The 8,625-nt window shown below is 51.1% G+C and carries 10 protein-coding genes and 1 pseudogene; 8 read left to right on the plus strand and 3 right to left on the minus strand.

The features are described from left to right. Positions 1-198: 198 nt before the first annotated feature. From ACOJWD_RS11090 to ACOJWD_RS11115, 6 genes are all read left to right on the plus strand, one after another. On the plus strand, positions 199-411 hold the full coding sequence (locus tag ACOJWD_RS11090) for a hypothetical protein (RefSeq protein WP_486993294.1): 213 nt from the start codon (positions 199-201) through the stop codon (positions 409-411). Positions 412-494: 83 nt separating this feature from the next. Beyond that, positions 495-767, plus strand: a complete 273-nt coding sequence (locus tag ACOJWD_RS11095) for a hypothetical protein (RefSeq protein ID WP_486993295.1) — start codon at positions 495-497, stop codon at positions 765-767. Between the two features lie 340 nt (positions 768-1,107). Continuing rightward, entirely contained in the window at positions 1,108-2,139 is a 1,032-nt protein-coding gene (locus ACOJWD_RS11100; RefSeq protein WP_486993296.1) for a DUF2332 domain-containing protein, read from the plus strand. Between the two features lie 935 nt (positions 2,140-3,074). Further along, entirely contained in the window at positions 3,075-3,581 is a 507-nt protein-coding gene (locus ACOJWD_RS11105) for a DUF2127 domain-containing protein (protein ID WP_486993297.1), read from the plus strand. Positions 3,582-4,567: 986 nt separating this feature from the next. Continuing rightward, positions 4,568-4,696 (plus strand): hypothetical protein, encoded by a 129-nt coding sequence (locus ACOJWD_RS11110; protein WP_486993298.1) that lies wholly within the window; start codon positions 4,568-4,570, stop codon positions 4,694-4,696. A 6-nt stretch (positions 4,697-4,702) separates the two neighbouring features. Then, positions 4,703-4,936: a hypothetical protein gene (locus ACOJWD_RS11115; RefSeq protein WP_486993299.1), complete on the plus strand. Its 234-nt coding sequence runs from the start codon at positions 4,703-4,705 to the stop codon at positions 4,934-4,936. 435 nt (positions 4,937-5,371) lie between these two features. Here the strand turns inward: ACOJWD_RS11115 and ACOJWD_RS11120 are convergent, their stop codons facing one another. Next, complete coding sequence (locus ACOJWD_RS11120) at positions 5,372-5,902, minus strand: NUDIX domain-containing protein (RefSeq protein WP_486993300.1); 531 nt, start codon at positions 5,900-5,902, stop codon at positions 5,372-5,374. A 55-nt stretch (positions 5,903-5,957) separates the two neighbouring features. Between ACOJWD_RS11120 and ACOJWD_RS11125 the strand changes: the two are divergent. Further along, positions 5,958-6,197: pseudogene (locus tag ACOJWD_RS11125) on the plus strand (transposase); the annotation flags it as partial. Between the two features lie 368 nt (positions 6,198-6,565). Here ACOJWD_RS11125 and ACOJWD_RS11130 read toward each other — a convergent pair. Next, the gene (locus ACOJWD_RS11130) at positions 6,566-6,793 is read right to left on the minus strand and encodes a DUF5680 domain-containing protein (protein ID WP_486993303.1); all 228 of its coding nucleotides are present in this window, start codon (positions 6,791-6,793) and stop codon (positions 6,566-6,568) included. Between the two features lie 26 nt (positions 6,794-6,819). Continuing rightward, complete coding sequence (locus ACOJWD_RS11135) at positions 6,820-7,032, minus strand: hypothetical protein (RefSeq protein ID WP_486993301.1); 213 nt, start codon at positions 7,030-7,032, stop codon at positions 6,820-6,822. Positions 7,033-7,416: 384 nt separating this feature from the next. Between ACOJWD_RS11135 and ACOJWD_RS11140 the strand changes: the two genes are divergently transcribed. Next, positions 7,417-8,175, plus strand: a complete 759-nt coding sequence (locus ACOJWD_RS11140) for a class I SAM-dependent methyltransferase (protein WP_486993302.1) — start codon at positions 7,417-7,419, stop codon at positions 8,173-8,175. The last annotated feature ends 450 nt before the right edge of the window (positions 8,176-8,625 follow it).

Below are 8,625 nucleotides of genomic sequence, written 5' to 3' on the forward strand. Positions count from 1 at the left end.
CCGCGTCGTAATTGTCCTAACTGAGAGGCCGTATTGATAGTATCCATGCACAAAACGGTACCATACTAAGCAAGATAGATCAACGTGTAGATAGGAATGCGATAATAGAGTCCGCCCTGCCGCCGGCAGGGCCTTTGTTTTTTTAACATGGTGGCCTGATTAAGCCAACCGGCCAATTCTGTGGGGAAGACGCGGAGGATGCTTCGCGGTTTTGTTCCAGGGATTGGGTCAGCACTTATGACGACCATCTTGGCTCCACTTACGACACAACGAGCGGGCTATAACAGGCAGGATATTGATGACATCCTGGCGGCGCTCCCTAGGCACGCGATTCAACTGGCCACAGCAGGTGAAACGGACAAATGGCTTAAAAGCTTGGCTACGCTTGAACACAGTGTCACAGTGGGCTGATGCTATTGATGATGACTGCGATGGCGTATTTAGTGTTTGATGAGGACATCTAGGGCACGTCCAACATTGAAGACTGTCCAAGCGTGTCGTGTGAATGGTCAAGACGTGACGAACGATTGCAGGTGAGCCACGTCGAGGATGGGGAATGGTTATTCCGGGTGTACGATTGGGACACTATTCAGGCGTGGATTGCGGAGCCCGGGCATGCCGAAATGCTGCCACCACGGATGGAACGTTTTTGGACCTTGGCTCTTTTGGGAATCCCCCACGAAACCCCGCGCTGGGCAGGCGGTAACGCCCTTCGGATGGTATCACAAGACGCACTGCCGGTGTGGTTCCCGGAGGATTTGCGCTAATCCGCTGCTGGTCCTCAGAGATCCAACGATAGTTATACCGCGTCCCGCTGGTTGCGATGTCGATGTACCGGAGTGGGATGGCCGCATTGGTTGAAGGAGCAAGCCAGAGAGTCCTGTGAAATGGGGCCCCGGCTCATTTTTGGGCATTCCCGATTAGTGATGCACACAAAGAAATGTGGTTGTGGGTTTGCGAACGTGACGATTGAAAAGGCCCACAGACTTCCGTATCATGGGTGCAACAAGACCAGAAAATGGAGCGTCATGGAAGACATGAGGTCGTTTTGTAGTCTAACATGATTTTGAGCGCGAAGTTTAGTTGGGACTGGTAGGGGGGCGGTACGTGGATACCTATCTTTTGTCTCAGAGATTTAGGCGGTTTGCCGTCAGCGAATGCCACGGTTCGAGCCGGCTATACGAGTTTTTGTCCCTAAAAATTTCCGAGGACATTGATTTGCTTGAGTTAAGCTCGCATGGCGCTTCGGGCCAGCCTATTCCTAACTTGTTCTTTGCAGCGATTCATTATCTCCTGTTGTCCGGGTCTCCCCATGCATTAACGGCATTTTATCCCACCCTCACCAGCCGTCCGCGTCCCGTTGAGGAGTCTTTTCATTTGTTCAAGGATTTCGCTCAACATTACCGCCATGAGATCATCGACCTTCTGCGGAGCAAATTGGTTCAGACAAATGAAATTCGACGATGTACCTATCTCTATCCAAGTTTTTGCTATATTTATGGTAAGGTGCACAGGCCGTTGTCTCTGATTGAAATAGGGACAAGTGCAGGATTACAGCTGTTGTGGGACCGATACCGCTACTCCTATGGGACGCATAGCGTATATGGACATCCGAATTCTCGCGTTCATTTGACAGCCGAATTGAGGAATGGGACGGTTCCCGTGTTGCCGCACAAGAGCCCCCCGGTTTTATCGAAAATCGGAATTGATGTACATGTGGTCGACTTATCAAACCCCGAAGATTATCTATGGCTTAAGTCATTGATATGGCCAGAGCACCAAGAGCGGTTAGAACTACTGGAACGGGCGGCGCAACTGCTTCGTGCGCATCCCGTGGATTTAGTGGAGGGCGATGGGGTGTCATTATTGCCTGAGGTTGTTGAACTTGTGCCTAAGGATTCAATTCTCTGCATTTTCCACACGCATGTGGCGAATCAAATGCCAGACGCCCTAAAACGAAGGTTGATGGCTAAGGTGACCGCCATTGGTGGTAAAAGAGATGTGTTTCATCTGTACAACAATGTGTCGGACGTAGGGAAGTTGCATTTAGATTATTTCCTCAGCGGGAGAGAATTTAATGAAATTCTTGCGGAAATAGACGGACACGGTCGGTGGTTCGACTGGAACATCCGCCGGTAACCCGTGGTGCACAAACGGGGGATGCGCACGGAGCGATCACCGGGATAGGGCAACTATGCTCTAAGGAGGTGGTGCATAAATCCCAAAAATCCCGGTCCTCAAGCTTGAAGCCAGCATGATTGTCTACCTCAAAAGACGTTGGTTTGAATTGTGAACCAGTTCACTTTTAAGATTAATTGGCAAAAATACGCTATCCGCTGGAAGGACTGTCGGCATGTCCAGAGTACTGTAGCACAATCGCCTCACATTGTTTCCGGAAACGCTTGACAAGTTATGAGCTGGTTTTTGCGTGAGCAATCCCTACCTTCGGGATGGTGTACATGATGACACCAGTCGAGCTCCGGACCCGAAGTGGGTACACTACCAGTGTCTGGTAAACATCCCCTAAAGGTTGATGTCCTATGAAACCGCATACGCGTTCTGTAGACTTCGACGTCTTGGGCGAGATCATTGTCCTGTTCGAGGTTCGCTCCAGACGCGACAGCGCCCGGATGTCTTGCCGTCTGAAGCGTGTGACCCAGTGGGTTCAGCGGCCAGCCGATGCGAGGACACGAGGTCCTCGACCCTCTCTTCTCTACCCCATATCGTTGTCTTCACCAAAGCCCCGTCGTGTCGTAGGGGATACCGGTCAAAAGGGAAGTGACGAAGGTGGGAAGGATTCCTCGCATAGGCGAGGGCATCCCCGGGTCTTGACTCGCCAAGCGTGCCGGAATTTCCATCAACTTCGGAGGACGCTCAGAGATGGAGCGACTGAGCGATGGTTGGTTGCCGTCGCACGGTATCCATCGCCAGTAACTTTAAGTGCGCTTGATTCGTTAATTAATCAAAGGTAGTGCTTTTCATGGGCGCGGTGATATTATCGCCACCCTTCGTGCCGCGATTGATTGCTATTCGGGATAGAGGAGGCGTTGCCAGGGAAGGAGGAGCCGTTGCGCATGGGTCAACATGTTAAGTGGATATCATTTCGATTTCCTCGGATCGTTTTGTTGATTGGGATCGAAAAGACGGCGGGTGCTGCGTTAGCGGCACTGGGGGCTGTCGTGGCTGTCTGGATCCATACGCATCATGGAGTCGATCCATTCAACGTTCTTTTGCCAAGCCTGCGTACAAGTTCCAATCATCTCATTCACGGGATCGACGTGACGATCGCGCTCTTGGCGCCACATGCGCTGCTTTTAGCGGCGGGACTTGCCGTGTGGGCTCTCTTGATGGCGGCCGAGAGTATCGGTATTTGGCTTCATCGGGGCTGGGGAGAAGGGCTTGTTATCGCGGAGACCGCGTTATTTGTGCTTCTCGAAGTGTGGGCCATAGTCCACAAGGCTAATATCGGAGATTTGGTAACGCTCACTGTCAATGGCTTGATTTTGCTTTATTTAGTGAAGCGATACAAAGAACGCCGGAACATCCACGCGCAATTTGATACGAGGGGAAAAATGGGATAGCCCCAAGCGTACAACAACCCCACGACCCGTTTTAGCTCCATATAATGCCGCAAGGAGAGTTTTCATAAAGTCTCAGACACGCAATTAGACAGTCCTGTCCTCTGGCCATCTCGAGGCACTTTGTAACACCAGCCAATGGGAATGGTCCCGGAGGCTTGGTGACCCGCGTGTCATCACGGGCCAAAATACCCGGTGAGATCGACTCTCGCCTGCGATGGGTATGGCCGCGCAGGAAGTTCTCTCAAACCACATTAATTCCTTGGCACTGCGCCAGAGACTCCAAATTGCATGAAATACGGGACGATAGCTGGCTGTCAGTTCAAGAGACGCGTCGCCAGGTGGTTTGGTCCCCGCTACAAGTACTTGGTCAGTACCGTAATGACCGAATGCCAAGCCGTTGAGCTGAGTTTGGCTTCATATTCATCCCAAATCGGCGGGGTCTCGGAAGACAGGTAAGTGTGCCAAGTGATAACAAAATCAGTTAGCGTCAACAACCCCATATTAATGCGTGTATTGAATCGGGGCACGCGCAATGGGAGAGTGAGAATTGAGCCTCGGCTTATGCGGGATTCACTCAGTGGACTGCCGCCCATGATACCCATCGTGTGCACAGCAGTCGCATGTGTCGGGGTCGCCTTGTAGGTGCGTGAGCGCATCCAGGTAAGACTCATCTATTGGGTTCCCTGCGGGTATTGGCCATTTACTATGGGCAACGGTTAGGACTTGATTCCGGATTGCTACCCAGAGTTCCAGCCCATCACGCTGAAAATGCTGAGATTCGGTATGGTGTCTTACGCCAAGAGAGAACGCGCGTGTTCACACAATGAGGAAGGGGGCCGAATGGCTGGGCTAGATCTTCTAGGGTCAGGATAATCGGCCCGGAAGGCGAACTATTGCCTATAATGTTTAGTGCAGGGCTATGGAGGATAAGGCAATGAACGACTTTACAGGGAACTACCGGGCATGGCCTATTGACGGGTCGAGGAATGCTTTGGGCACTGGGAGGATACGGCGTTTTTACCCGCGATCAATTGGATGAGGTCTACCGTGAGGCATTACATCACGCACTGGCTGCTAGAAATCGGCGCGAATTCGTGATAGCGTTGATGTGGTAGATCGGGATGGTGCGCAATGGACACACACCGTGTATAGACAGGGACTGGCAGGGAGCCCAATTGGGATTTCAGTGGAGACACTTGAATGAGGGATGGGTTGTGACCTCCACTCCGGTTGACGCGGTAGCAGTCGGGGACATCGTGGAAGCCATTGAGAGTATTTCGCCGGCTCAGTGGATGATGCACGCCGATCCCTATCTTGCGGCGAAACGCCCCGGAGTGCGAGAGGTCGAGTGGTAGTATTTCGGTCCGTTTTTGTGAAACGCTGTCCAAGCCGTGTTAGACGTCTGAGGGCGCGATGACGTTTCCTACCACCCCGTTCCATTTCAGCCTAGGCGATCGTCTCGGACGCATCATACGGTTGCCCGACGGGAGCGTCGCCTACGTGCGCATCCCTAGGTTTAGCGAACCGCATCATGAGACCGATGCTTTGTCTTGTGCGCGGCAGCACACACAATATCGATTTTCGCCACAATAAAGGAGGCTCGACCGCGACTGCACTGACTGCCGCTACCATGGATCGGCCGTATCGCTGGTGGACTGAAGCTTCCAATATCGCCCACTTGCCACGGCGCGATTCTGACAACCCCCAATTCAGTATCCTGCCCCATGGGATCGCTGCCCGGTGTGAAAGGGCGTGGGAGATGCCTGCTGCGGGCGCCTATCGAGGGCAAATTATTGCATTGACCGATCGGTACGTATGGTTGGTTGGCCGCAGAAGATTTTTTCATGTCCTTCAAAGATACAAAACGCGCTGTTGGACTTGATACAAGTCCATTCATCCTCCTTACGGTGCGCAATCATATATTCGAAGATATCTTGATGCGTGGGAACAATTTTTAAACTGATTTTTAAACTGTGCAGGTCCTCCCAACTCATATATCGGAGTTCTAAGGATTCGGCGCTTGGTCTTGGAATTCCACTAGTCTCCGCAAAGAAGAGAGCAGATACAATGCGAACGGGTGCCTGATTGGGATGGACAACAATTCGTGATGGATCCGAAAAAAATGCGGGCAAACGAATAGAATGCACCACGAGGGCGGTTTCCTCGAATATCTCTCGTTTGATACACTGTTCCAGGGTTTCGTTTAATTCGAGGGCTCCACTGACAAAGCCCCATTGGTTTATATCCGAACGCCGCTCCATGAGAGCCTTTGGACCGTCCATGATGAGCGCTGCGGTGCCCAATCGGATCGATTGGGGCATGGGGGCATTATAGTCTCGAAAGTACTATCGCGATTCTCACCATCGATTAAAGGAATCCCACAAAAGAGGTCGGAGTAAAGAGCGAGTTCCTGTTCTGGTATTACGTGATCGTACCGCTCGCACTGTGTCACTGGTCACGCCAAGCATGAAAACAGAAGAAATCTCTCGTCAGTTGTTGCCCGCAATCGGTTCAGACACGGTGTTGTGTACGGACGCCTATCGTGGGTATAAGACCGTCTGCAAAGCCGCTGGCATCAAGCACGTGGCTCTGAATCAGAACACAGGGGAGCGTTAGAGAGGCATATATCATATCCAGAGTGTAAACGCCTATCACAGCCGTCTAGTGGGTTGGGGGGAACGTTTCAAAGGTGTAGCGGCAAAATACCTCGATAACTACATGACATGGTTCGCTTACATTGACACAATCCGTGATATTTCGAGTGGGACATGGGAACATCGATTTCTTGCAATGTCCTGCATAGACAACAAAAAGGCCCGATATAAATCTGACGTACCAGCAAGGCTTTGTGTGATCTGCAATGACGCCGTTGTTGAAGGTCAAGATGTAGGCAGTATCTTCTTTGTATCGCACGAAACTGGTGAACGAAGCCCTGATCTACTTTGCCATGCTCACTGCTATGGGGATTTGAGTTTGAGTGCGAGCTAACGTAGGACCCCTCCGCTGTAGTGCAAGGTATATATAATTTGGCTGTGTTGAGTAATGACCTCAGTCCCATTAAAGGCGTTGAAATCGCCTTCAAAGGTGTTTCTGTACTCGAAGTCACCTTCTTTGAATTGTGAGGGTCCACGAAAAATATGCTGTTTTGAAACCTGTCGGAGTGCGACTCTCAGAAATGCATAGATACTACGTATCTTGTCGCTTGCTGTAATGAACTTGTCAACACCACCAGCCTAACTCATTGACCAGTAAGCTGTTCGCCCTTGTAAATGGTCTCCTGACCAACGAAATATGCGACACCAAAGTACACATCACGATAGAACAGCGAACCGTTGCGATATTCAAGTTGACGAGACCCAGGCAGAAGTGGAGTGACAGAAGCGTTGTCTCCCTGAGCAGCGTAAGTTTGTCGTTTGGACTCAACGAGAAAATCAAGAATGGATTCTTCCATAGCATTCACCTCGATATCCAGTATAAATGAAATTCGCTTTTGAACTTTACTTTCTCTTTTATACGTTAAAATCCACAGTTATTCAGAACAGAGCGTAAACTATATTCAGCCTCGACTTCGGCGGTCTCCTGATGGTTCCTCCGAGCACCGGACTCTGGTCCGCTCGTGCCGGGTGTGGTGATGGCGATCGGGGCGACCGGCCTCATCGTGACGGCGGTTTCCCCGTGGGCCTAATCCAACTATTGGCTATCAAGGAGAGTCGATCGTACAGCGTCAAAGTCGGCTTCGCGGATTCGGGTGTTTACGCAACATGGGACTAGGATGCTACAACGTGTTCTGTCGGGAATTCTGGGGCCAATCCATATCGCAGGAGGTTGGATTATAATGCGCGTGAACGTGCAGACGTTTGACGGATTGTTTGCTGCGCTGTATGAAGCGAGTTCCCGGTCTCGCACCATTGACGTTGCTTTTTGGGTACGTCATGTAAAATCCGGAGATATAGTCCTCGAAGTCGGTTCTGGTGCCGGCCGCCTCGCATGGCCTCTAGCAGAATCCGGGGTGCGGTACGTGGGTATAGAACCCGCGGAGTCCATGATCGCAATCGCCAACAAGGCCTTGATCTCCGACTATGCACAACATATAGGCCAGATCCGTTTCATCCGGGGGGCGCTGCCGGACTTTTGCTGGACTGGCCCGCTATTCGATTCCATTATTCTGCCGTACAACGTATTCAATTATTTCCACGACCTCGCCGAACGTCGTGCCGTACTACGGAATTTAAGCGAGTGGATAAAGACCGGAGGGACTCTTATTATCGATAGCCTCCTCTTCCCGATGATCTCCGAAGGTTATCATTTTGTGAGATCCTTCGAGGATCGCGATGGGAATATTGTTTGCCGGTATCGGACCGACTCATGGGATCCCCTCAACCTTCGACAGATCAGCGTAATAGAAGATGTGGTAGGCAAGGCCGCGGTGGAACGTCACATGCATATATTGTGTACGGGTTACATTAGCGATAGCGAAATGACCTTCCTGTTGAATGAAACTGGTTTCAGAATCGAGCGCACGTACTTCAACTATAACGACGACGCCTATAGTGGACAAATGGGACAACGTCAATTCGTCTGCACTAAGACGTGACAAGCGGATAGTGGATTTGAGGATTCATCGTGCCGAACGTGGGCAGGCAATTAACCGGGATTGACAAAGGAGCATACAATGAACGCTTTGTGCAACCGTCATTTTTTGGTCATCTGGACAGGCCAGATGTTGTCTACGCTGGGAAAAATGTTGTACATCACCGCTCTCGCGTGGGAGACACTTGTTAAGACCCCATTCTTTAGCTCCAGTTGCGCTCATTGCTCTACTGTGAACCCTTCCAACCGTTGTTATTGCGCCGCTCCTTGGTCCATGGCTCGATCGTAACAACCGAGCGAACATCATGGTCATTGCTGACACCGTTCGGATGCTCATGTTGGTAATCCTGTCGTTTAGACGTCTTGGATTCATCTTTGTGGAATTTGCATGTTTTGCCTTGATTATGGCTGCGTGTGACTCCATCTTTTACCCCGCCTACAGCGCACTAATTCC

This window comes from Sulfobacillus sp. TH-112, assembly GCF_057473405.1.

Excerpts from the sequence above, each read along its gene's own strand:
- ACOJWD_RS11090 (WP_486993294.1), top strand. The coding sequence starts at position 199 with ATGCTTCGCGGTTTTGTTCCAGGGATTGGGTCAGCACTTATGACGACC.
- ACOJWD_RS11105 (WP_486993297.1), top strand. The coding sequence starts at position 3,075 with ATGGGTCAACATGTTAAGTGGATATCATTTCGATTTCCTCGGATCGTT.
- ACOJWD_RS11110 (WP_486993298.1), top strand. The coding sequence starts at position 4,568 with ATGCTTTGGGCACTGGGAGGATACGGCGTTTTTACCCGCGATCAATTG.
- ACOJWD_RS11115 (WP_486993299.1), top strand. The coding sequence starts at position 4,703 with ATGGTGCGCAATGGACACACACCGTGTATAGACAGGGACTGGCAGGGA.
- ACOJWD_RS11120 (WP_486993300.1), bottom strand. The coding sequence starts at position 5,902 with ATGCCCCAATCGATCCGATTGGGCACCGCAGCGCTCATCATGGACGGT.
- ACOJWD_RS11135 (WP_486993301.1), bottom strand. The coding sequence starts at position 7,032 with ATGGAAGAATCCATTCTTGATTTTCTCGTTGAGTCCAAACGACAAACT.
- ACOJWD_RS11140 (WP_486993302.1), top strand. The coding sequence starts at position 7,417 with ATGCGCGTGAACGTGCAGACGTTTGACGGATTGTTTGCTGCGCTGTAT.